At 49.2% G+C, this 23,167-nt stretch carries 18 protein-coding genes; 3 read left to right on the top strand and 15 right to left on the bottom strand.

The genetic code is table 11. The features are described from left to right. Positions 1–18 precede the first annotated feature (18 nt). From IDZ20_RS09440 to IDZ20_RS09410, 7 genes are all read right to left on the bottom strand, one after another. Positions 19–2,112: a transglutaminase TgpA family protein gene (locus IDZ20_RS09440; protein ID WP_188151182.1), complete on the bottom strand. Its 2,094-nt coding sequence runs from the start codon at positions 2,110–2,112 to the stop codon at positions 19–21. After that, positions 2,109–3,158 carry a DUF58 domain-containing protein gene (locus IDZ20_RS09435; RefSeq protein ID WP_245792234.1) on the bottom strand — a complete coding sequence of 350 codons (1,050 nt, stop codon included), beginning with the start codon at positions 3,156–3,158 and terminating at the stop codon, positions 2,109–2,111. Before IDZ20_RS09435 ends, IDZ20_RS09440 begins: the two co-directional genes overlap by 4 nt. Before the next feature lie 20 nt (positions 3,159–3,178). Then, positions 3,179–4,117, bottom strand: coding sequence for an AAA family ATPase (locus tag IDZ20_RS09430; RefSeq protein WP_188151181.1), 939 nt, complete (start codon positions 4,115–4,117; stop codon positions 3,179–3,181). A 154-nt stretch (positions 4,118–4,271) separates the two neighbouring features. Beyond that, complete coding sequence (locus IDZ20_RS09425; protein ID WP_188151180.1) at positions 4,272–5,249, bottom strand: VanZ family protein; 978 nt, start codon at positions 5,247–5,249, stop codon at positions 4,272–4,274. A 59-nt stretch (positions 5,250–5,308) separates the two neighbouring features. Next, the gene (locus IDZ20_RS09420) at positions 5,309–6,514 is read right to left on the bottom strand and encodes an O-succinylhomoserine sulfhydrylase (protein WP_188151179.1); all 1,206 of its coding nucleotides are present in this window, start codon (positions 6,512–6,514) and stop codon (positions 5,309–5,311) included. A 48-nt stretch (positions 6,515–6,562) separates the two neighbouring features. Next, complete coding sequence (purF, locus tag IDZ20_RS09415) at positions 6,563–8,086, bottom strand: amidophosphoribosyltransferase (RefSeq protein ID WP_188151178.1); 1,524 nt, start codon at positions 8,084–8,086, stop codon at positions 6,563–6,565. Between the two features lie 67 nt (positions 8,087–8,153). After that, positions 8,154–8,651, bottom strand: a complete 498-nt coding sequence (locus IDZ20_RS09410; RefSeq protein ID WP_188151177.1) for a CvpA family protein — start codon at positions 8,649–8,651, stop codon at positions 8,154–8,156. Between the two features lie 296 nt (positions 8,652–8,947). Between IDZ20_RS09410 and IDZ20_RS09405 the strand changes: the two genes are divergently transcribed. From IDZ20_RS09405 to IDZ20_RS09395, 3 genes are all read left to right on the top strand, one after another. Then, positions 8,948–10,642 (top strand): response regulator, encoded by a 1,695-nt coding sequence (locus IDZ20_RS09405; protein ID WP_188151176.1) that lies wholly within the window; start codon positions 8,948–8,950, stop codon positions 10,640–10,642. A 127-nt stretch (positions 10,643–10,769) separates the two neighbouring features. Next, a complete protein-coding gene (locus IDZ20_RS09400) occupies positions 10,770–11,861 on the top strand; it encodes a sulfite exporter TauE/SafE family protein (RefSeq protein WP_245792232.1) in 1,092 nt (363 codons plus the stop codon). A gap of 283 nt (positions 11,862–12,144) precedes the next feature. Next, positions 12,145–12,348: a dodecin family protein gene (locus IDZ20_RS09395; protein ID WP_188151175.1), complete on the top strand. Its 204-nt coding sequence runs from the start codon at positions 12,145–12,147 to the stop codon at positions 12,346–12,348. Between the two features lie 126 nt (positions 12,349–12,474). Here IDZ20_RS09395 and IDZ20_RS09390 read toward each other — a convergent pair whose 3' ends face one another. The 8 genes from IDZ20_RS09390 to IDZ20_RS09355 all read right to left on the bottom strand — a co-directional run bounded on the left by IDZ20_RS09390 (position 12,475) and on the right by IDZ20_RS09355 (position 22,968). Continuing rightward, on the bottom strand, positions 12,475–12,996 hold the full coding sequence (locus IDZ20_RS09390) for an SPOR domain-containing protein (protein WP_188151174.1): 522 nt from the start codon (positions 12,994–12,996) through the stop codon (positions 12,475–12,477). 10 nt (positions 12,997–13,006) lie between these two features. Continuing rightward, positions 13,007–14,392, bottom strand: a complete 1,386-nt coding sequence (locus IDZ20_RS09385) for a bifunctional folylpolyglutamate synthase/dihydrofolate synthase (protein ID WP_245792230.1) — start codon at positions 14,390–14,392, stop codon at positions 13,007–13,009. A gap of 46 nt (positions 14,393–14,438) precedes the next feature. Then, positions 14,439–15,302, bottom strand: coding sequence for an acetyl-CoA carboxylase, carboxyltransferase subunit beta (accD, locus tag IDZ20_RS09380; RefSeq protein ID WP_188151173.1), 864 nt, complete (start codon positions 15,300–15,302; stop codon positions 14,439–14,441). Between the two features lie 50 nt (positions 15,303–15,352). After that, a complete protein-coding gene (gene trpA / locus IDZ20_RS09375; protein ID WP_188151172.1) occupies positions 15,353–16,171 on the bottom strand; it encodes a tryptophan synthase subunit alpha in 819 nt (272 codons plus the stop codon). Positions 16,172–16,376: 205 nt separating this feature from the next. Continuing rightward, positions 16,377–17,561 (bottom strand): tryptophan synthase subunit beta, encoded by a 1,185-nt coding sequence (gene trpB / locus IDZ20_RS09370; protein WP_425443426.1) that lies wholly within the window; start codon positions 17,559–17,561, stop codon positions 16,377–16,379. Positions 17,562–17,583: 22 nt separating this feature from the next. Continuing rightward, a complete protein-coding gene (locus IDZ20_RS09365; RefSeq protein ID WP_188151170.1) occupies positions 17,584–18,216 on the bottom strand; it encodes a phosphoribosylanthranilate isomerase in 633 nt (210 codons plus the stop codon). A gap of 64 nt (positions 18,217–18,280) precedes the next feature. Continuing rightward, on the bottom strand, positions 18,281–19,135 hold the full coding sequence (gene truA, locus IDZ20_RS09360; RefSeq protein ID WP_188151169.1) for a tRNA pseudouridine(38-40) synthase TruA: 855 nt from the start codon (positions 19,133–19,135) through the stop codon (positions 18,281–18,283). A 110-nt stretch (positions 19,136–19,245) separates the two neighbouring features. Next, on the bottom strand, positions 19,246–22,968 hold the full coding sequence (locus tag IDZ20_RS09355) for a motility hub landmark protein FimV (protein ID WP_188151168.1): 3,723 nt from the start codon (positions 22,966–22,968) through the stop codon (positions 19,246–19,248). Between the last annotated feature and the right edge of the window lie 199 nt (positions 22,969–23,167).

The following is a 23,167-nucleotide window of genomic DNA, read 5'->3' as shown; positions in this document are numbered from 1 at the left end:
ACCTAAACCACGCCTGAATTAGGGCCTGAACTTAGCAACGCGGCGACGTAGCAAGGCGATAGCCTGAGGCTGAGCACGATAAGCGACGCGCTCATAGCTACTGACAATGTCATCGAATTGAGTGCCCAATTGCGGAAATTCGCTTTTTACCCGCGCGGCAAATGCGCGCGGTGTTTCAGATGGGTTCGATATAAACCCGCGGGATGATAGACGCGCTTTCGCGCGATTTAACAACTGTGTTTCCAAGGCCAAGCGTGGTCGTGACCGCAATGCCAAACCCATCAAGAAATACAGCCCCAAAAGGCCGAAAAGACTGCCGATGAAAAATAGCGCCGTGCGCCACGGATCCAGAGACCCGAGTAAACGCTGCAGTGTTTGTGACTTCTTTTCGTTATCCCAGCTCAACACGGTTTTGTGCCAAAGATAATCCCACTGTTCAATACGTGATTGCATTCGATACACCCACATACCCGCAAACCCCGCGTCTGCTCCTACCCTCACCAAGTCACTATCCGAGGCGTTTAAAGATTCGGAAAAACCGCGCTCAATTCGCGCGGGAGCGACAGCCGCAGTTGGGTCAACCCGAATCCAGCCGCGCCCCTCTAACCAAATCTCAGCCCAAGCATGCGCGTCAGATTGACGCACAACTAAATGTTCACTGCCGGTTTTGTACTCCCCGCCCTGATAGCCCACCACTACGCGAGCGGGAATACCGGCAGCACGCATTAGAAATGTAAACGCCGAGGCAAAGTGTTCGCAAAACCCACGCTGAGACTCGAATAGAAACTCATCAATCGAATCTACGCCGAGTGTTGGCGGTTGCAATGTATAGGTGAAATCGTCACCAAACATCGCTAAGGCTCTATTCACGATCGCTTCTGCACTCAAATTTTGCGCTTGCCAATCAGCCACTAATCGACGGGAGCCGGGGTTGCCCACTTTTGGCAAAGCCAATTGCACATCACGTTCATCAACCGAAAGCTGCTCGGTACTCACACTATAGCGCTGCAGTGATTGCACCTTGTAGTAGCTTCGCGCTGTAACACGTTCTGTTGCGAGCAATAAATAGTTGTTAGTGAAGAGAGTGCGCAGGGCTTGGCTTTCAACCTTAACCGCTGGCATCAACGTAAACAGCCACGAATAACCGTGAGGCTCCAACATGACGCTGTAGTCGTAACGCTGCTCAGGTTCGAGGTTGTTGAGGCGCCAATCAGGATGCAGCTGCGAACTGCTGCGAGCACCATTGATAATCGGGTACCAGCGCTGCTTTCGCTCCCATTTACGGCCGTCAAACGCGTCCAACACTAAACCGCGCCAGTAGCGGTTTTGAGGCGCTGGAATATCGCCCTCGTTAAAGCTAACGCGAAAAGCAATTGCGTTATTACGTGCAAGATTCGCAAGGTCACCGGGCGACATATCCTCACTAAAGCCCATTTTTGCCTGTTCCTGAATCAATGGAACTGACCAAATTTGACCGAGCCGAGGCATAGTAATGAAGAGCAGTAGCATGACCGGAATAGCTTGCAGCAAAATAACGAGCGAGTGTTTGAGCTGGCGACGCCAGCGCAAATGTCGATGCTGAAATAGTGACTGCAGTGCAGCTAACAACACCAGCGTGCAAGCCACGCCGTAAAAACTCAACCACAGGGTTTGATTAAAAATAAGTTGCGCGGCGATGGCCACAAAACCGATATACAAAACCAACAGTAAATCGTTGCGAGATTTAACCTCTACCAGCTTCAGAGTGAAGGCTAAAACAAGAAACGCCACCATAGGCTCGATACCAAGGAAGCGATTAAAACTTAAATAGAGCCCGCCTACCCCCACAGCCCCGAGTAAAGCTTTGACCGTCGAACTGGGAAAACCCCAAACACCGCGAAACACCTGAACACGCAGAATAACGGCGGCCGCCCAGAGGAAAGGCAACCATTTAGGCAAATAGAAAAACAAGGGTAGAAGCGTTAAACCCTGTGCCACAAACATCCAAGCCAAGGCCGATCGATTTACCTGAGTCTGCGCCAAATGCTCGGCCATATCGCCGCCGCTAGCTTCAGAGCTATAAGTGGAATCACTGCCGTTGCGGCCCGCTACACTTCCCGCTGCGCGCTTCACGAAACACTATCGCCAAGGCCGAACAAAGCCAAATGCTCCAGCACTTTGCGCTTATGATCCTCACCTCGATTGGGGGCGAGGGTAACCCCTGGCAGTCGCAAACCATAAAATTCATCTTCGCGATGAAGCGCCACGGCGAGGTAGCTCAACATTGATAAACCCTCTTCCAAATCGGAAGTTGGCAATAGGTCTAGGCTTAGCCAGAGTTCTCGCGACAAGTTCTGGCCGAACTCTTTTACATATAAACCTCGTTCACGCGCGTAAACCTTCCACGCAATATGTTTTAACGAATCACCGGCTCGAAACTCGCGAAGACCGCTAAAATCATCACCACCACGAAGCGGATGAAAGCCCTCATCTTCACCCTCGCCACCGCCTTGACTCGGTTTGTCTGTCTCAACCAAGCGCGGATAAATCAACGCCTGAGCGTCCCACACCAGCCAAGTCCAGCAACGTAATATTCCAAGCGGAAAGTGACTTTCTAACAATAAACGCCCGGGCTTTAACCAGCCTCGTTGCGGCGCGAATAAAGGCACAGAAATTGTAACCATCTCGGCGGGGGGCACATCAATATGAATTAGTCTTTGCTCGCTGCGCTGCCACTTAGCTTCAAGATTTTCAACAAAGCGGCCGGACGAACTCGTCAATTTAAAATGAAAATCAACCTCGCTACCGGCATGGGCCTGCCCTGCCCCCACATAGGTAATATCTAAGCCGGAAAGATTCGCGTGAGTTCGCAGAATCGCCACCACCAAAATACTGGTCAGCAGGAATGAGAGCCCAAGAATGGGGTTATTCTGATAGTTCGTTCCCAACAGCCATAACAACAGCACCACACCAATAAAGCCAATACCGCGCCAGCTGGGGAATATATAGAGTTTTTTACGGGTTAATAGATGCCGGTTATCGGCGGGGGTATGTTTGTCTACCCAGCGAAAAAATCGCACCTCGGCGCGCAACCGTAAAGCGCTGAACAACGGATCAAATAACGCTGAAAAAAAACCACTGACACCAGAAGGTTTTGACATTTTCGAGGCTGGGTCCATAGGGCTCACCGCTCGCGTATTCAACGCGTTTCAATCACGCTCACGCTGTTGAGTAAATGGTCGACCAAACTGCGTGCTGGACTCGCCTGCCCACTTACCGAATGGGAGTGAACCCCACGAACTCGGTGCCCCACAACCGCCGACATGACGGCCTGTAAATCATCGGGTAAGAGGTATTCTCGGTTGTCGATTAAGGCCCAAGCCTTAGCCGCGCGCAGCCACGCCATGGCGCCACGGGGTGATAGCCCGTAGGTGAAGCTTTCATCATTGCGGGTAAATTCCACCATGCGCTGTAAATAATCCAGCAACTGCTGAGTGGCCTTTACGTCTTGTACTTGCGCCTGAAGGCTCTGCAACTGGGGCAAATCGATAACCGGTTCGATCTCAGCTAAGCGCGCACGCGGGTCGACACCCTCAAAAAGTTGCCGCTCGGCTTTTCGATTAGGATAACCCAACGAAATACGCATAAGGAATCGATCTAGCTGTGACTCGGGCAAGGGATAGGTTCCCGCCTGCGACAAGGGGTTTTGCGTGGCAATCACAAAAAAAGGTTCCGGGAGTGGTCGAGTTTCACCCTCTACCGTCACTTGGCGCTCTTCCATTGCCTCTAACAATGCACTTTGTGTTTTAGGGGTAGAACGATTAATTTCGTCGGCCAATAGCACCTGAGTAAAAACCGGCCCTGGGTGGAAGTGAAACTGAGATTTTTCACGCTCATAGACGGCGCTGCCAAGAATGTCCCCCGGCAGTAAATCGCTGGTAAATTGCACCCGCTGGTACGCCAATCCCAACACCCGTGACAAACACTGCGCCAAGGTGGTTTTGCCCATTCCCGGCAAATCTTCAATCAACAAATGTCCTTTCGCAAACAGACACGCAAGCGCCAGCTTAACCTGAGGCTCTTTGCCCAAAAGAACGGTACCGATCTGAGTCGTGAGTGCTGAAATTGTATTATTCATCTTGGAAGCATAGTTCCTATCTGGTCGGTTTTGTAGTCGGCTTTACTATCAATGGCGCTTATTGCTGCACGAGCTTTTCTGAGAGATGGGTAATAATGAATAGGCTTAGCCGCTAAATGATTTAGCACGCATATGAACGTTTCGATAAAACCCGTTACTGTAAACGCAGGTTATCCAAATAAAACGTACGCGCGGTCTTTGTCCGATACGCATAAAAAATAACTTCCTTGATTTTACTCATATCCATTTCACGCTCGGCCGGACCAGCTTTAACCTTGCCCAGAGGAATACGGATCTGCTGATAGCCTGGTTTTACCGTAATAGAACGATTGTATCGATCGGAGTAGCGATGATTGTGATTAAGGTCGTTAATACGCAAATACATTTTTGCGTTTTCAGATTCTGCGCTAAACAAATCGAATACTAGATAGTCGTAATTACTCCAATCCCGTACAACCCCGTAAAATTGAATTCCCGGCCAACTACCAGGCCAAATTTGAAGACGCGCAACCTGAGTTGAGTGACCCTTCCATTCGGGTGGCGGCGCTTCAAACTTAAGTACAGCACTCGATGTTTTGGAAACAAAAACATTTAACCAGCGGCTATCAAAATCGGCTAACAGCGGCAATTCGGCCCTAACCACCTGCTCGGCTACGGCGTACTTTAGCGGTGTAAACAATGCGCGGCTCATAACGCCTAGCGCGATTGGTATCAACAGCCAACGGATGTAGCGATAGCGAGATGTGGGACTAAAATGAAAAGCGCCGTAGGTTAACAGCCCAGCAAAAGTGCCAACGCCATCTAAACCAAGGTCGCTCCAGCTGGACTGCCTACCGACAAACCCCTGTACCACCTCTACCATGCCGCCAAAAAGCAAACACAAAATGCCAATCACCATTAGAGCAACCACACCCAAGCGACGATGAAAGTAAAACGTAGCGGCGTAGCAAAGTGCGAGGGAAAGCTCAAGAAAAGCGAGGGAGTGCCCTGCATTTTGCAAGGACATCCAAAACAGTGTTTTACCGGGCAAGCGATAAAGGAACAGTAACCAGAGATTGAAAAAGATTGCCGCGACAACGACGATAATGCCAATCCATCGCACCTGTCGCACATTGCGGGAAAAGAAAGCCACGACAGTCCTTTTAATTTCAGCCACCGTAAAGCGGCTTTTTGGTGGCAATGAAACCAAGTTTAACCGACCTGACCCAAGCCTCGTTCAAGATCCTTTTTAAGATCTCCAACAGCTTCAAGACCGACTGCGACACGAATCAGGTTATCGGTAATACCGGCATTCAGTTTTTCCTCTGGGGACAAACGGCCGTGAGTAGTCGTTGCGGGATGTACAATCGTTGATTTTGCATCACCTAAATTTGCAGTAAGCGAAATAATTCGAGCCGCGTCAATCACTCGCCACGCCTCTTCTCTACCGCCTTTGACACAAAATGAGAGCACCCCACCAAACGCAGTCTGTTGGCGCTTGGCTAATTCGTGACCGGGATGATCTTCCAAACCAGCGTAGAAAACTCGCTCCACATTGGGATGTTTGTCGAGCCAGCGCGCCAGCTCCAAGGCACTTGCCGAGTGAGCCTCCATACGCAGACGCAAGGTTTCCAAGCCTTTAAGAAAGACCCACGCGTTAAATGGGCTCATACTTGGCCCACAGGTACGAATAAAACCCAGTACCTCATTCATGTGCTCAGCTTTGCCGACCACCGCGCCACCCAGACAACGACCCTGCCCGTCTAGGTACTTAGTTGCAGAGTGAATCACCATGTCGGCGCCGAGTTCCAGCGGACGCTGTAAAGCCGGCGTGCAAAAGCAATTATCGACAACCAACAAGGCATCGTGAGCATGGGCGATAGCTGCCAACGCACGAATATCGGCAATATCACTTAAAGGATTCGAGGGCGTCTCTAAAAACAATAAGCGAGTGTTCGGCTTGATCGCATTCTCCCACGCATCTAAATCCGTGAGATTCACTAAATCAATTTGAACACCAAACTTTTGCAAATACTTGCCAAAAAGTACTGTGGTGGTACCGAACACACTGCGCGAACAGACGATGTGATCACCGGAACTCAACAGCGCCATACAGGTGCTCAGAATTGCCGCCATACCAGAAGCCGTTGCGACCGCCGCCTCAGCTCCTTCTAGCGCCGCAATTCGATCTTGAAAAGTACGCACTGTCGGATTGGTATATCGCGAGTAAACATTGCCCGGCTGCTCGCCGGAAAATCTCGCCGCCGCTTGCGCCGCCGAATCGAACACATAGCTTGAGGTAACAAAAATGGGTTCGCCGTGCTCGCCCTCTTCGGTCCGAACCTGACCTGCGCGCACAGCGAGTGTATCCAGCTCGGCGCCATGTAAAAATTCAAAAGGATCGTTGTGCTCGGCCATTGCTCTATCTGCTCTTATTCGTTTCGCAATTTGTTCGTATTTGTCTTGCTAGTCGTCGTTATTTATTCCGACCATGGCGTTGTCGCTCTGCGCGAGTAAACGTTCACGGCCGGCTTTAACGCGCTCGCCCCGGGCCGTTTCTAAATCATCAAGATAGGCGGCATCTACGTCACCCGTCACGTAACTGCCATCGAAAACAGCACAGTCGAATTTTTTGATTTCGCTGTTACCCTCGCCAGACGCCGCGACTAAATCGTGGAGATCTTGATAGACCAGCCAATCAGCACCAATCGCTTCACAAACCTCCTGCTCGGTACGGCCGTGCGCAATTAGCTCGGCGGCACTAGGCATATCGATACCGTAAACATTTGGATACTTTACCGCAGGCGCGGCGGACGCAAAGTAAACTTTACGAGCGCCGGCCTCTCGCGCCATCATAATAATTTGCTGACATGTGGTGCCGCGAACAATTGAATCGTCCACTAGCATGACATTTTTATCGCGAAACTCCAGGTCGATTACGTTCAACTTTTGACGCACCGACTTACGACGCAAGGTCTGGCCCGGCATGATAAAGGTGCGGCCGATATAGCGGTTTTTAACTAAACCCTCGCGAAACTTCACGCCCAACACATGCGCCATGGCCTGCCCTGCCACGCGACTGCTGTCTGGAATGGGAATAACAACATCGATATCGTGGTCGGGGCGCTCTCGCAAAATTTTATCGGCTAGTTTTTCACCCTGACGCAAACGCGCCTTATATACCGACACGCCATCCATAATGGAATCTGGGCGAGCGAAATAAACATGTTCAAAAATGCAGGGGCTGCACTCCGGCGCCTCGGCACATTGACGAGTATGCAAGTCGCCATCACTGGTTATAAAAATGGCTTCGCCTGGGGCGACATCACGCATTAACTTATAACCCAACACATCGAGAGCTACACTCTCAGAGGCGATCATATATTCGCGGCCGCGATCAGTGTCGCGATAACCAAACACCAACGGGCGAATACCGTGAGGATCGCGAAAAGCCATCACGCCGTAACTGGCGATCATGCCGACCACGGCGTAGCCACCGCGCACGCGTTTGTGAACACCCTCTACCGCTTTAAAGATATCTTCTGGCTCTGGCTTTAATTTACCTTGCAACTGCAGTTCATGGGCAAACACATTCAGCAACACCTCGGAATCTGAGTCGGTGTTAACGTGGCGCAGATCGGCGCGAAACAAATCTTCGCTTAACTGCCGCGTATTAGTGAGATTGCCATTGTGGGCCAACGCAATTCCATAAGGCGAGTTCACGTAGAACGGCTGAGCCAACGCCGGCCCAGTACTGCCCGCCGTGGGATAGCGAACATGGCCGATTCCCATGTTGCCAACCAAACGCTGCATATGGCGAGTTCGGAAAACATCTTTAACAAGTCCAACGGCTTTTTGTTGAGCAAACTTACCGTTGTTACAGGTCATAATACCTGCGGCATCCTGGCCTCGGTGCTGGAGCATCGTCAGGGCGTCGTATAAACCCAAATTTACGTCCTGCTTACCTACTATTCCCACAATACCGCACATAGCTAAAATCCCGATAATGAATGTACTGCCACTCGCCCGAAAGCCAACACCAGCGCTGTAAAAAAAATTATTTAATTAAATTCGTCGCTAAACTTGTGAGTTCTGCCGCCGCTGCGCGGCACCAATCTTCAAATTCCAGCAGATGTGGAATCATCGTTGATTCTTGCCACCAACTATCTTGATCTATAGGAACAACCCCTGGGACGATGATAAGTACGGCCATCACAACAACAAAACCGCGTAACAGACCAAAAATCATACCGAACAGACGATCGGTGCCCGAGAGACCCGTCATTCGAACGAGTTCACCAATAAGGTAATTCACCATTGCGCCAACAATAAGTGTAGCGGCAAACAACACACCAAAGGCGACCATTTCTCGCACTGAAGGCGTGGTGATCTGACTGGCCAGCAAGGCCGACAATTGATTGCTAAAGGTCATGGCAACGAAGAATGCCAATACCCAATTAGCCATTGAAAGAGCTTCTTTTACAAAGCCGCGCTTCAAACTGATTAGGCTGGAGACTACTAATATTGCAATTATTACCCAATCGGCCGAATTCATGCGTCTGTTTTGCTCGGTTTAAGTCTTCAAAGATTTGAGAATTAATGAGGAGGCGCAATTCTAGCAGAGGCCAGCCCCAAATCGAAACATTGCTGTGCATATGAGTGAGATTAACTTCTTAGGTCAATTTGATTCCGGCGCCACATTCACAGGTTTGGACTACACTTAACAGCAGTGAGTGACAAACCCTAAAGCGCGTAAATTCACAGCTAGCAATTGCGTGGAGCCCCGCCAAAATACACATTACAGTCAACATTAACATATTATCCTAAACTATTGTTTTTTAAGATTTAAAAATGTCAGAGATTCCGTTAAAGCAAATTGACATCATCCGAACCTACAGCCAAAAACGCTGCCTGGTAATTGATGATGTGCCGGAGATACGCACTTCGTTAAAACGTATTCTTGTAGATTTCGGCTCCACATCGATTGATACGGCCGGGAACGCAGAAGAAGCTATCGATCTCTGCCAACGCCATCAGTACGATATCGTACTGGCCGATTTCAATCTCGGTAACGGTAAAAATGGCCAACAACTCTTAGAAGAGCTGCGTTTCCACAGACTATTAAAGAACACCGCAATCTACATTGTTATTACCGCCGACAGCGCAATCCACACCGTCATTCATGCCCTCGAATTCCAACCAGACGATTATGTAAACAAGCCCATCAATCGCGACAGTCTACGCCCACGGCTAGACCACGCACTATTGCGCAACGAGGCCTTGTTGCGCGCAAAATCGGCACTCGACCGCAACAAACCAAAACAAGCCATCGCTGCCTGCGAAGAGGCGCTCGCCAAAAACGACCGCTTTAGCCCAGATGCACGTAAAATGCTCGGCGAGCTACTCATAAAACAGCATCAATATCTGGAGGCATTTAACTTGTACAAAGATGCTTCAAGTGATCGGCGGCCGCTGTGGTGCTCACTCGGCCTAGCCCATGCATTGGTAGGGCTAGAAGAAGTAACCCAAGCAGAAACGCTCTTGCTGAAAATCGTCCGCGAAAACCCCATGTGCGTTGAAGCACATGATTTGCTCGCTCAGGTATACGAAGCATCGAAGAAGCTTGCCCAGGCACAACACAGCCTTACTAACGCCATCAAAATATCACCTCGATCGGCGCCACGGCAGCGGGAAATGGGCCGCATTAGCCATGAAGTGGGCGATAATCACGCCGCCGTACATGCCTATCGTTCGACGCTTAAATACAGTAAAAATTCCTGCCACGAACAAGCTGAGGACTACCTTAACCTCGCTCAGGGTTTAACTAACCTCGCTCGCTCCAAGCCAGGTAACGCTGCCGCGACCTTAACAACCGAAGCTTTAGAAACAATCAAGTCTGTGGAGCGCCGCTATGCCAATCAACCTGTCGTACAAATGAGAAGCAAGCTAATTACTGCCGATATTTGTACGCTCGCAGATCACTTAGACGATGCCGCCGAAGCTACTCAAACAGCGGCAACAATCAATAACGAAATGAAGTTGAGCGCCGTGAGTAACACCTCTAGCCAGCTGTGTATTGACTGCGCTAAAGCGTTTATGAGCTTGGGGTTATACGACGAGGGAGAGCGCCTACTACAGGAGCTGGCGAGTATCAATGACGATCCAAAGCTCGCCATTAAAATCGATAAGCTATTGCGTGAACCCATTACTCGCGAAGGTGTAATAATTGCCGCAAAACTAAACCGCCAAGGGATAGAACTCTATCAACAGCAAAAATATGCTGATGCTGTGGAAGCATTTGAGGAGGTACTACGCGAACTGCCAAACCACATAGGCCTCAACCTCAACATGATTCAGGCCATCATCAGTAAAAACAAAGATACTCACCCTAGTGCCAAAGAACTGCAAACCGTTGCGGGAAGTTTTCAGCGTATGGGACAGATCCCAAGTGATTCAAACTATGCAGGTCGCCACGATTACCTTTACAGGCATTACGAAAAGTTACTTGCGTCGAACACAGCTGAAAATGTGCCTGACACCTTATAGCCCAGAACTCCAATCTTCATAGCGCAACTGCGGTTCCCACCCCATCATCTCAGCCCCGGAACTTATTAGACTCACGCTGACTTACTGAGCCACAACAGCAGTGTTAGAATACGCGCCCACATCCTAAATGAGCGTACCCCTTTTGAAGCCCACACTTTCGGAACGCCTAAAGCGCTTTTTACCGACTAAATTTCAGTCGCATATGTCGGCATCACAAACTAAGACCCTGATGCTATACCTTGTGGCAGTTGCTGTGTACTTTGCACTTTTTTATCGCGAATTCATCGCTGCTTGGAACTTCCCGAACCTACTGGTTGCTCCCATTATGGCAGTAGGTAGTTTCGTCGCTGGCGCGACATTTTTAGGCGGTGGCGCCGTCGCCTTTCCCGCTTTAACTAAGATCTTATCCACCTCGCCAGATGTCGCTAAAACCTTTTCGCTCGCGATTCAAAGTGTCGGAATGACATCGGCGGCCCTGTATATCGTCTTTCGAATAAAGAATATCCCTTGGTTTTTCTTGGCCATCTACTTACCCGCAGCCTTTGTTGGGCTAGGCATATCATTAAGCTATTTGGACTCTCGGCTCGCGCCAGACGACATTCGAATTGCCTTCACCCTCTTTGTTCTTACTTTTTTACTGGTCTACGTTTGGGCCTATACCAACAAAGACACCCATTACCTAACGCTCGCCCGCTTCACCTGGATGGATTACAAACTCATCATTATTGCGGGAACTGCCGGGGGGATATTATCGGGGCTAATGGGGTCTGGCGCTGACGTGTTGGCATTTTGCCTTTTGGGTTTATATTTTCGCTTAGACCTAAAGCTGGCAACGCAAACATCGGTATTAGTTATGGCTGCAAATGCCTTAGTTGGCACTGCCATGCAGGGCTTGGTATTCAATGACATTAGCGCAGACGTCCGCCAACTTTGGTTTATTGCGGCGCCAGTCGTTATTATCGGAGCACCACTTGGGGCGGTAATATGCCGCAGAATTAAACCCAGAGATCTACTGATATTTATCTGCAGCATAGCCTCGGTAGAATTAGTTAGCACACTCATTTTAGTTGAGTTTCAGCCACATCGTATCAAGTACTACGCGATTGGCGCGATTACATCAATCGTATTACTGGTGTTATTGAATAAGCTCAGTCACGAAAAAATACACCGCGGCCAAAGAGCCGTGCTAGCAAAAGTAAAATCTGAGACTCTTGTATAGTACTCAGGTTAGCGACTAGCGTTAACATAACCCAGCGATAAAAGCGTAATCACAAGAAGCATGTACTTGTTACGCGAGATCTAAAACTCGCTCGGCCTAAAGCATAAGGCTGCAAGAGAAGCGCTGCAAAACCTAATTTACACGATGTACAGGTAGATATTTCTGCAGCTAGTAACGGAATCACGGATAGATTTTACAGGGTTTTACATCGAGTCTCTGGAGCACGCCCTATACTGCTCCTTCAATTCAATACGACCACACCACCAATAAAGGAATTAATGTTATGTCTATTGCAAAAGTTACAGAAATTATCTCATCCTCACCAAAGAGCTTTGAAGACGCGATTGATGAGGGCGTACGCCGAGCGGGGAAAACGATACAAAACATCCAATCCGCATGGGTTAAAGATCAGTCAGTTCGCGTTAATGGATCTGAAGTAACCGAGTACCGAGTCACTATGATGATTACCTTCATACTTAAAGACTAGTTATTACGCACGATGGGCCTGAGGTTGTTTGTGGACGAAAACCAAAAGAAACACAATCACAAAAAACCAAGGGCCCAAATCTAAACACCAGTATCGCGAGCAAAGCCCTTGTTAATAACCGAAAAGTTAAGGCTCAAATTTAAGTAGAATCGGCTGCACACCAAACTCCTTCGCAATAACACCCTTCGCCTCTATCAGTGCGCTTTTATCAATTTTAGGCCCAACGAATAAACGCGTCATTTTGCCACGCTCAGTTTCAACATCGCGCACATAAGCGGCATAGCCAAGAGCAATTAATTTATCTCGGGTCTGCTTCGCATGGCCTTCAAAACGGTAACTGGCAATCTGCAACACCCAAGAATTAGGCGTTCCATTGCTAGCATGAGAGATTGGCTCAGGGGTTTCAGGCACGGCCTTTTTTTCATCCGGAACGAAAACAGACTCCGCAGGCTCAGCCCTAGACGGCACTGGCGTTGGCGTGGCGGCAACACTGAATTCTACTAACTCTATTGTCGGAGCATTGGGAATCTGAGTATCGCGGTCAACCGGTTCAATTCGCTCGCGATCAAACACCACAGGGATAAATACCACCCCTACTGCCAGCAATACGACTGCACCTACTACGCGCTGTTTTAATCCGTCGTCCACAACCCACCTCTTACCGGTTTAAAAGTGACAACGCCGCTGACGCTGTAAAGAATGATCCAAATACCAAAATAATCGTGTTATCCGCCTGATTTTTAAGTGCCGACCCAATGCGTTCATCCGCTTGTGTAATGGCATTTTCTACCGAATCACATTCGCTGATCTGCCCCGCCGCTACACCCAACGCCTCTAAACCACACGCCAAAGCACTAGCCGTAGCCGCACGACTATTTCCAGCAAGGCTAGCAGGGTACCAATGAGCGACGTACGGCACTAACTCTGCCAGAGCTGCACTTCTGTCCTTATCAGCCATCATGGCGCAGACGGCGAACACCTCAAGCTTCTGATCTGACCCGCCCATTAAGCGTAGTTTAGTCGCCAAGTGAGCTGTAGCCGCTGGGTTATGCGCCACATCGACAACAACGCGATTCCCAAGCGAAGACGGCACCCGCTGAAACCGCCCCATAAACGCAAGCTTAGAAATCGATTTGGCGGCAGTGTCACAAACTCGAGTAAAACCTAACAACCTAGCAACCTGACACGCGGCAGCAATACTCGGTATGGCATATTGAGTGCGTAAAATAGAGAAGGTTCGAAGCTCCCCTATCTCAATCTCACCTAGACTCTGGTCACACCAAGTCATATCACTGTAACTAAGCGTTAAAATATCGAGCTCTTCGCTGCCATTAAACTCTTCTCCTATACGAAAAAGCGTCGCGTTATTTGCATCGACAATGTCTAACAGGGAGTTTGGCGGATCGTAATCGGCGCAAATCACGGGCGTCGATGGCCGAATAATCCCAGCCTTCTCGGCGCCAATCTTTTCTCTGGTATCGCCCAACCAAGCTTGATGATCTAACGCAATCGATGTAATTACCGCAACATCGGGCCAGAGACAATTAACCGCATCGAGCCGGCCACCCAAACCAACTTCGAGCAACCAGTAGTCGACCTTACGTTGCTGGAAAATATAAAAGGCCGCCAGTGCGCCAAATTCAAAGTAGGTTAATGAGACATCCGCGCGAGCAATATCAATAGCTTGAAATGCGTCGCATAGACTCTCATCCGAGACGGCAATCCCATCGATTTTAATACGTTCGTTGTAATCAAGCAGGTGCGGCGAGGTAAAGCTTCCCACCGTAACGTCTTGCGCTAACAAAAGCTGTTCGAGCATAGCTACGCAAGTACCTTTGCCGTTGGTTCCGGCGATGGTAACAAGAGTCGGCAAGTCTTGAGATGATTCCAGGTGGACAGGTCTAGCCACCATTAGTGGCCGAAAGCCTAAGCGCTTCGCCACCTTGGCGATACGCTCTAGCCCCAGATCAATTTCGCTAGGATGAAGCTGCTCGAGCCAAGCCAGCCAACCGGGTAGATCCGCAAAACGGGGTTTAGGAATCACAACAGTCGCGCTTTCTAGTGAGCCAAAAAGGAAGGACCAAGCCTGCTTAAGGAGCAGGCTGGTTAGTAAGTTTCGCAAGCAGGGAAGCAACCCTGTCGCGCATTTCCTTACGATGAATAATTAAATCGATGGCTCCATGCTCGAGCAAAAATTCACTACGCTGAAAGCCCTTTGGCAGTTTTTGACGAATGGTTTGTTCGATAATGGCCGGGCCAGCAAAACCCGCACGAGCACCGGGCTCTGCAGCATTAATATCACCGAGCAACGCCAAACTTGCTGACACGCCACCATAAACCGGGTCGGTCATAATTGATACAAATGGAATACCTTCCATTTTCATGCGCTCAATCACCGCGCTGGTTTTCGCCATTTGCATAAGAGAAATAAGCGCTTCTTGCATACGTGCCCCGCCGGTAGCCGAGAAGCATACGTAAGGAATACGCTCTTCTAAAGCGACCTGTGCCGCGCGCGTAAAACGCTCTCCAACGGCGTACCCCATGGAGCCGCCATGAAAGGCAAACTCAAACGCACTCGACACAATAGGCAAACCTTTTAAAGTGCCTTTCATGGCGATCAGGGCTTCTTTCTCGCCCGTGGTTTTTTGTGCAGTTGTTATGCGGTCTTTATATTTTTTGACGTCTTTAAACTTTAAGCGATCGACAGGTAAAACATCCGTTGCCAACTCTTCTCGGCCATCTTTATCCAGAAAAATATCTAAGCGGCGACGTGCACCAATGCGCATGTGGTGGTCACACTTCGGGCAAACATCTAGGTATTTTTCCAGCTCAGGACGATAAAGAACTGCGTCGCATTTTGTACATTTTTTCCAAAGGCCTTCGGGCACTTTGCTGTTGCGCGTGCCGTCGGCAGAACGAACGCTACTTGGAACAATCTTCTCTAACCAGCTCATAGCTTGTAATTCTCTGTTTCTAGTACGCTATTAATCGCCATTTCTAGGCGTTAAATTGAGGAAATAGTATCTAAACCTTCTCGGATAGGTTTCAGAATAGCCGCTATTTTATTACAGATTTCATCTGTAGACGAATCTGGATCGGCGCCCATTGCGTCAACCAAAACGCTACCCACTACAACACCGTCAGCTAAGGCGCCAATAGCAATCGCCGTTGCTCGATCTTTGATCCCAAACCCTACGAGTACTGGCAACTCTGTATGGTTGCGAATTTGGCGCATTTTTTCGGCAACCGAGTCGGTATCCAAGTGCCCAGCTCCAGTTACACCCTTTAACGAAACATAGTAGATAAATCCGCCGGCTGCTGCTGCAATGCTTCCGACTCGCTTATCGGCGGTAGTTGGAGCAATAAGTAAGATATTCTCCATCCCAACAGCTTCTAGCTCACGCTTTAAATCAACAGTTTCTTCAGGTGGCAAGTCGACGGTCAATAAGCCATCGACACCCGCTGCGCCAGCGGTAGTCGCTAACACTTTATAGCCCATACGCTCTATCGGGTTGGCATACCCCATAAGCACGATCGGGGTCTCTTCGTCTGTCTTTCTAAACTCTGATACTAAACTAATAGCGCTAGTTAAACTGGCATGATGTTCAAGCGCGCGCTCGTGACCACGTTGAATAACGGGGCCTTCTGCCATAGGATCTGAAAACGGAATGCCCAATTCAATAATATCTGTTCCCGCAGCAACTAGCGCATGCATCGCCGGTAGCGTAACACCGGGCTGAGGATCGCCGTGCACTATGTAGCTAACAAGGGCTTTGCGACCTTTCGCTTTATTCTCTGTTAGTCGCTTTGTAATTCTATTCACACACAAATCTCCAAACCTGAGCTGGGAAAAAACCGCAGCTAATCGCGCCGGTAGCGCCTATTTTTATTCTAGTACTGGCCCTCATCCCACTTAAGCCTGACCTACTAATATTTTGATTCATGCCCCCAGCGAAGCTGGAATGGGCGTCATCGTTAGATTAATAGACTGAGAGCTAGCCTTTACTCGGTACGATCTAGCATCGTCCTTAAACCTCAATACCGTCGATTTTAGCCACGGTGAGAATATCTTTGTCACCACGCCCCGAAAGGTTGACGATGATCGTCTCGTCTTTGTCCATTTGCGGCGCTAGCTTTTCGGCATAGGCTATAGCATGGCTGGATTCCAGCGCGGGCATAATACCTTCAACCTTGGTCAAGCGACGGAAACCATTCATAGCTTCATCATCGTTGATGGCAACGTATTTAACACGGCCAATGTCTTTTAACCAAGAGTGCTCAGGGCCCACACCAGGGTAATCAAGGCCGGCCGATACCGAATGCGTTTCAATTATTTGGCCGTTTTCATCTTCCATCAAGTAGGTACGATTGCCATGTAAAATACCTGGAATACCATCGTTAAGCGGTGCCGCGTGCTTACCGGTTTCAACTCCGTATCCGCCCGCTTCGACGCCGAACATAGATACCGAATCGTCACTTAAGAACGGATGAAAAAGTCCAATCGCGTTCGATCCACCGCCCACACAGGCTACCAACGCATCGGGAAGACGGCCAGTTTGAGCCAAGCACTGCTGACGCGCTTCACGCCCAATTACACACTGAAAATCGCGAACTAACTGCGGGTATGGATGAGGGCCGGCAACCGTTCCGATGATGTAAAAAGTGTTATCAACATTTGTAACCCAGTCGCGCATGGCTTCATTCATGGCATCTTTAAGTGTTTTTGAGCCCGACGTTACAGGCACAACAGTAGCACCGAGCAATTTCATGCGATAAACGTTGAGCGCCTGACGCTGTACGTCTTCGGCCCCCATGTAGACAACACATTCAAGCCCAAGACGAGCGGCAACCGTCGCCGTTGCCACACCGTGCTGCCCCGCACCAGTTTCCGCAATAACACGTTTTTTACCCGTGTACTTTGCCAACAGCGCCTGACCAATAGTGTTGTTAACTTTATGGGCGCCGGTATGATTTAAATCTTCACGCTTTAAATAGATCTGAGCACCACCGCATTCACGCGACAAACGCTCGGCGTGATAAAGCGGTGAAGGACGTCCAACGTAGTAGGCAAGGTCCTTATCAAACTCGGCAACAAAGTCTGGGTCGTTTTTTACCCGCGTATAAATCTCTTGTAATTCGTCCAACGCATACATGAGTGTCTCTGACACGAAACGTCCACCGAAAATACCAAAGTGTCCGCTTTCATCGGGCATCGCTGAATAGTCAATTGTAGGTTTAGTGCTCACTCTTAAACTCCGCATGGGCGTTATCAATAAACGCCTTAATTTTATTTTTGTCTTTTATACCTGGCGAAGACTCCACTCCACCACTAACATCTACGCCGTAGGGCGAAACAATTCTCACCGCGGCGGCAATATTCTCTGGAATAAGCCCGCCCGCCAATACTATCGGCGTAATAGCGTCAGCTGGGACCAGTTCCCAATTAAAGGTTTCGCCCGTACCGCCCGGCACACCTTTTTTGTAGGTATCAAGCAATATGCCGCAAGCACTCGGGTATGACGAGATTACCGCGCCAATGTCCAGCCCAGGCTTCATTCTCACAGCCTTAATAAATGGGCGGCAAAAGCTCGCGCAAAAAGGCTCATCTTCATCACCGTGAAATTGAATCACGTGAAGAGGCACCTGACGTAAAATTTCGTCTAGAAAACCGCGCTCTGGATTTACAACTAAACCGACCACCGTCACAAAAGGTCCAACGCTTAACGCAATCTCGCGGGCGATGGCGAAATTCGCAATATTTCGTGGGCTAGGCGCGAAAAACACCAAGCCAATGGCATCAGCTCCCGCAGCCACAGCGGCTTTAGCATCGCCAACGCTGGTAATTCCGCAAATTTTAACTTTGACCACTGACGCCCCAGTTCGGATAAAAGAGGCGGAATACTACCAGAAATACAGGCGATTTGGGTGGAAATTAGCAGTTTAAGAAGACTGGACCAAGTGGCATTTGCGGCAAGTCGAAACATTGCGGATAGGTAACATCAACCAAATATAAGCCGAACGGGGAAGCCGTCATCGCCGCCTTGCTTCGGTCGCGACCAGCCAATAGTTCTGCGGCCCAAGACACCGGCTTTACCCCCTTGCCGATCTCAATCATTACCCCAGCAATATTGCGCACCATATGATGCAAGAACGCATTTGCCTTTATCTCCATCACAATTAGCGGACCCTGTGTAAAAAAACGCAAACTTTCGATCTCTCTTACCGGGCTCTTCGACTGACACTGAGCCGCTCGGTAAGCGCTGAAATCGTGACGCCCAACCAAACTTGCCCCAGCTTCAGCCATAAGCGCTAGCTCTAGCGGTGCCGTTACCCAAGAAACCTGATGGCGAAGCAGCGCAGAACGCACCCTGGTCGCATGTATTACATAACGATAAACGCGAGATGTTGCGCTAAAACGCGCATGAAAACTGGGGCCAACCTCTTTCACCCAATGAACCCTCACTTCGGCTGGCATTTTGGTATTTACACCTTCGATCCAAGCGCGATCGGGGCGTTCAGCATAAGTGTCAAAGTGAACAATTTGGCCAGTAGCGTGTACACCGGCATCGGTGCGGCCAGCGCATACCAACGTTATCGGTTCATTCGCTATACGACTCAAGCCAAACTCTAGCTTCCCCTGAACGGTATTCGAGGTGGAAACCTGCCGTTGAAATCCATTGAACTCAGCGCCAGCGTACTCCACCCCAAGCGCTATGCGCCGCATGCCTGCGGGAAACTCCATGTGAGGTTTAATTTCTATATTGCGAGAATAAGTACGACTAGTCATAAATTGAACACAATCTCTATCAATACGGCGGCTGTGAAATGAATGTCTCACATATAGATGGAATAAAAAAAGCCCCGCATTAGCAGGGCTTTTTTAACATGCTTAAACGCTTAAATCTTAGCTAAAAGATTTTCAGCCTCTTGCTTTTGTTGAGCGTTACCTTCTTCAACGACTTCGTCCAGAATATCTTTGGCGCCCTCAGCATCACCCATATCGATATAGGCACGTGCGAGATCAAGCTTGGTCGCCGTTTCATCGCTACTGCTCAGGAAGCCAAGTTCATCGTCGTCATCAGACTCTGGGTCGATATCCGGCATCGAGAAATCTTCGACTGACTCATCCACTTCCCCTAAAGCCGCATCAAAAACAAAGTCTTCACTATCGTCTTCCAGGTCAGAATCTATTTCGGCCAACTCTTCAATATCAGCGGCTTCCGACGCTGACACCTTGGAATCGTCTTCAGTGCTGTCTAAGCCGTCGTCTAAGACAGAATCGAAGCCCTCTTCCATGTCAAACTCACTGCCGAGCTCGCCTTCAAGTTCCGCTTCAAAATCTTCAAAGTCGGTAACCGGCTCGTCCATAACTGTAGAGCTAGGGAGCTCATCTTCACCACCAAGATTGCTCTCCAAATCAGGCAAGTCAAGATCCAGACCATCCAAGTCGGTTTCAAGATTAGAAATATCACTTTCTTCAACACTTAACTCAGACGTTAGCGCATCAAGTTCTTCGTCTAACGCGGATAGATCAAGGTCATCACCCAAATCCAGATCATCCATATCTACCGGGGTGGACGCTTCGACCTCGGCTTCAACTTCACCATCAACCGCCAAGTCATCGACATCAAAGCTTTCCTCTGTAAGAGACGCTAAATCCGTTTTAAAGACTTGTGTATCAGTAATATCCATGTCGAGGCCATCGAGATCAAAGTCATCATCAGACTCCAACTCAATGTCGACTTCATTTGCTGCCTCAAGGCTCAGATCTGCAGCGACCTCAGCCGTCGAGAGACTGGAAGGAGAATCAAATTCAAGATCAAAATCCTCTTCGTCACCCTCGTGCCCATCTAAAGCATCACCCAAATCTAACTTGAAATCGTCTTCCAAGGTTGCTGCTGCAACCGGCGCCACCGCTTCTTCAGAAGCGCTGCTATCAATTGCTATGTCGTCAAGATCAAAGTCTAAATCGAATTCACCGTCTAGATCACCGAGTTCATCCAGCTCCGAACTAGCCGTCTCTACCGACTCGCTAGCGAGTTCAGCAAGACTCTCATCGGTTAGGAGACCCTCTTCGAGTTCATCAATACCAAGATCGTCATCATCCAACTCAAAATCGAGAAGATTCTCTAAGTCATCAGTGGATTCATCCACCTCAAAGCTCAACTCACCGACACTGGACTCAGACAAATCCGACGCGCCTGCGACGAGATCATCTTTAATTTCAGAAGAACTATCAGACAATGCATCAAGCCCTTCACTCAAGCTTTCAGCACCTAACTCACTGTCCAAATCAAGATCAAGATCTAAACCAAACTCTTCGTCGAGCGATATAAAATCGTCGTCACCGCTATCCTCGCTAAATTCAGGCTTAACCTCTTCATCAGAGGAATCACCGGCGAGGGCAAGGCTAAATTCATCTAAATCGTCAGCGGGGTCGTCGCCCAAATCCAAATCAAGGGCAAAATCATCACCGTCATCACCCGAAACGGAATCATCGAGATCTAAACTAAACTCCGGTTCTTCATCAAGTTTTAGTTCAAAATCCAGGTCATCCGCGCCCTCAAGATCTGCAACGGTATCTTCATTCGACGCAAAGCTATCCGCAGCATAAAGGCTGGCAACGAAAACACCGGCGCCAGCAATGCCAGATCGCAATTGCGATGCTCGATCCACAGCTTGTGAGTCAGCGCTGTCATTCAACGCAGCAAAGTGGGGATCGAAACTTTCGACATCCTGAAGGTTTGAGTAAACCTCAAGTAGCTTGAGACGTATCTCGTTGTTTTCAGGCTCCTTCTTTAATGCGCCCAGCAGCATTTCTTCTGCTTGGTCATACTTACCATAAGCAATATAAATATCGGCCTCGGCAACAACGTCTTCTGTTTGAGGCTGTACCGAATCAGTTTCAGCTATTGTATCGGCCGCTACCTCTTCCTCTGCGAACTCCTCTAGCGGAAAGTCTTCCTCGCTAGACTCGGCATCGGCATCTTCAAATAATGGCTCAACATCCTGCTCTTCTGAGTAAGCTAAGAAATCTTCTTCTAGCTCATCTTCATCAACGTTGGCACTGCGCTGTTTAATGAAAAAGTACACTGCAACCAAGATTGCCAGCAGCCCTAAAGCGATAAACATCAAGTTGTCGATTAGTAGATCAACAATAGATTTTTCTTCTGGCTTAGATGAGGCAACAACCTTACTCGGATCGACCAGCTTAGGCGCTTCTGTAGGTACAACGTCCTCGGCAGCTGCAGCAGCATCCGAAGCCAATTCGCTAGAATCAACAATACTCTCGCCAGCATCTAGAGCATCGGCCTCAGACGTTTCAGTTTCAGCGGCAGAATCCAACGAGGCGGCAATCTCCTCGGAAAGCGTTGAGCCCTGAGCATCGTCACCCGATGCAGATTCGGCCTGACTGGCGTCCACGGCGTCTTGCTGATTTTTAAGGGCTGCCAGTTCCATCGCCCTTAAATCTTGGCTGCTGACCTCGACTAAGCGCTCCATCGTCTCGATTTGATCTTCAAGCGCATCGATCTTTGAGCGCAGGTCAGAATTTTCTCGTGTTGATTTGTCTAACTGTTCAAGCGTAATTGCGAGCTCATTTTTAAGAGCGTCGCTGCTGCTCTCCCCGGCACCTGCGCCACGTCCGGCCTCGCTGGCAGTGTAATCTTCAGGCGACGACAGTTTTACTCGCCCTTCAGGGCTAGTGCTCGAAGTAGACGCCGAGTCTAGGCGTTTGCGCCCTTCTAGTTGTGCTCCGCCAGCTGCATCACCATTCGGGTCACCAGACCACTGAACGTTTTGCTGGGCTACTTCGGAAACGGCTTGATTACGATTGTATTGCTGGATTTCATCGCGTGACGGAACACGTAAAACCTGCCCTTCGCGCAGCAAATTAATATTGTTTTTTATAAAAGCTTCTGGATTCTTACGCTGTATCGCGAGCATGGTCTGCTGGATGGTGACACTGCGGTCTGGGCGTATCGACTTAGCTATATCCCAAAGCGTATCGTTCGCACGCACAGCAACTGAGTCGTCACCCGCTCTAACGCCACCAGACGAACTTGTCGCTGATTGTGTTTGCGCGGCACTATTGCCCTGTTCAAAGCTACTGCGTGGGTTATAGCGTGTGGAGGAGCTTGTAGTTTGCGATGTAGTTGACGGTCTGGAGTTAGAGCTGGAAGAGGTTTGCGCTGGCGCAACTGGCTGCACCGCTTGATCTGCGTATACCGGCAAATCCATCAATAGAGTGTATTCACGCAGTAACCGCCCCGTAGGCCAGCGCACCTGTAGGACAAAGTTCAAGAAAGGCTCGCGCACCGGTTTGGTCGAGGTAACTAGAACAACTGGGCCATTGCGGCCGCGCAACTCTACTTTAAACCGGAGGTCAGTCAGAAAATATGGGCGATCGACCCCTATTCGGTCGAAATCTTCGCGCCCTGCCAGTGAAACTAAAATTTCACTATCACTGAGGTCACGCACTTCTAACAGCTGAATTTCAGCTCTTAACGGCTCGTTGAGCGCCGTTTTCAGGTTGGCATCCCCCAAGCCGAGCCCTAGTACAAAGCCAGAAAAGCTCATACCCGCTACAGCGAAAAGTAATACCAGTATTCGATGACCCATCAGAGAATCCTTGTTTAGTAATGTAGATTGGCGCGTTTTTTATAAGTAGGTGGCTTAGCCTTAGTCGACCCAATCTAACTCTCAGTCATATTCGCGGTGACCAAACCTCGAATAATCTTTCACTATTGGTCGTAAGTATTCATTATAAATAGCTTTTTTTCAACTTATTGGCAACGCAAATGGCATCGCAACAGCGACT

Origin of the sequence: Teredinibacter waterburyi (assembly GCF_001922985.1) — a bacterium.
Taxonomy (GTDB): Bacteria; Pseudomonadota; Gammaproteobacteria; order Pseudomonadales; family Cellvibrionaceae; genus Teredinibacter; species Teredinibacter waterburyi.
The sequence above is the reverse complement of the archived record's forward strand: the minus strand, read 5'-3'. Positions and strand labels throughout refer to the sequence as shown.

Excerpts from the sequence above, each read along its gene's own strand:
- IDZ20_RS09400 (WP_245792232.1), top strand. The coding sequence starts at position 10,770 with ATGAGCGTACCCCTTTTGAAGCCCACACTTTCGGAACGCCTAAAGCGC.
- accD (WP_188151173.1), bottom strand. The coding sequence starts at position 15,302 with ATGAGCTGGTTAGAGAAGATTGTTCCAAGTAGCGTTCGTTCTGCCGAC.
- purF (WP_188151178.1), bottom strand. The coding sequence starts at position 8,086 with ATGTGCGGTATTGTGGGAATAGTAGGTAAGCAGGACGTAAATTTGGGT.
- IDZ20_RS09395 (WP_188151175.1), top strand. The coding sequence starts at position 12,145 with ATGTCTATTGCAAAAGTTACAGAAATTATCTCATCCTCACCAAAGAGC.
- IDZ20_RS09420 (WP_188151179.1), bottom strand. The coding sequence starts at position 6,514 with ATGGCCGAGCACAACGATCCTTTTGAATTTTTACATGGCGCCGAGCTG.
- IDZ20_RS09405 (WP_188151176.1), top strand. The coding sequence starts at position 8,948 with ATGTCAGAGATTCCGTTAAAGCAAATTGACATCATCCGAACCTACAGC.
- truA (WP_188151169.1), bottom strand. The coding sequence starts at position 19,135 with ATGACTAGTCGTACTTATTCTCGCAATATAGAAATTAAACCTCACATG.
- IDZ20_RS09430 (WP_188151181.1), bottom strand. The coding sequence starts at position 4,117 with ATGAATAATACAATTTCAGCACTCACGACTCAGATCGGTACCGTTCTT.
- IDZ20_RS09355 (WP_188151168.1), bottom strand. The coding sequence starts at position 22,968 with ATGGGTCATCGAATACTGGTATTACTTTTCGCTGTAGCGGGTATGAGC.
- trpB (WP_425443426.1), bottom strand. The coding sequence starts at position 17,561 with ATGCCCGATGAAAGCGGACACTTTGGTATTTTCGGTGGACGTTTCGTG.
- IDZ20_RS09410 (WP_188151177.1), bottom strand. The coding sequence starts at position 8,651 with ATGAATTCGGCCGATTGGGTAATAATTGCAATATTAGTAGTCTCCAGC.
- IDZ20_RS09435 (WP_245792234.1), bottom strand. The coding sequence starts at position 3,158 with ATGGACCCAGCCTCGAAAATGTCAAAACCTTCTGGTGTCAGTGGTTTT.